The following is a 276-nucleotide window of genomic DNA, read 5'->3' as shown; positions in this document are numbered from 1 at the left end:
TTGATTATCCGTTGTAGTTTGTCCAGATCCTGCATTATTACCTTCATCTGTTGGTGGTGTCGTCGGATTTTCTCCATTATTCCCTTCACCTGTTGGTGGTGTCGTTGGATTCTCTCCGTTATTCCCTTCACCTGTTGGTGGTGTCGTCGGATTTCCTCCATTATCTCCTTCACCTGTTGGTGGTGTTGTTGGATTCTCTCCACCAGTTTCCTTATCATCATCGTTCTTCTTCGTTATATCAATTGCATATTTAGCAAATTCATTTTCAGATGGTCC

General features: G+C 42.8%; 1 pseudogene. It reads right to left on the bottom strand.

The window, feature by feature from the left end:
- Positions 1-276 (bottom strand): annotated as a pseudogene (locus MR079_RS28705) (bifunctional 2',3'-cyclic-nucleotide 2'-phosphodiesterase/3'-nucleotidase); the annotation flags it as partial.

Source organism: Bacillus cereus group sp. BfR-BA-01381 (assembly GCF_022663555.1).
Lineage (GTDB): Bacteria > Bacillota > Bacilli > Bacillales > Bacillaceae_G > Bacillus_A > Bacillus_A pacificus.
The sequence above is the reverse complement of the archived record's forward strand: the minus strand, read 5'-3'. Positions and strand labels throughout refer to the sequence as shown.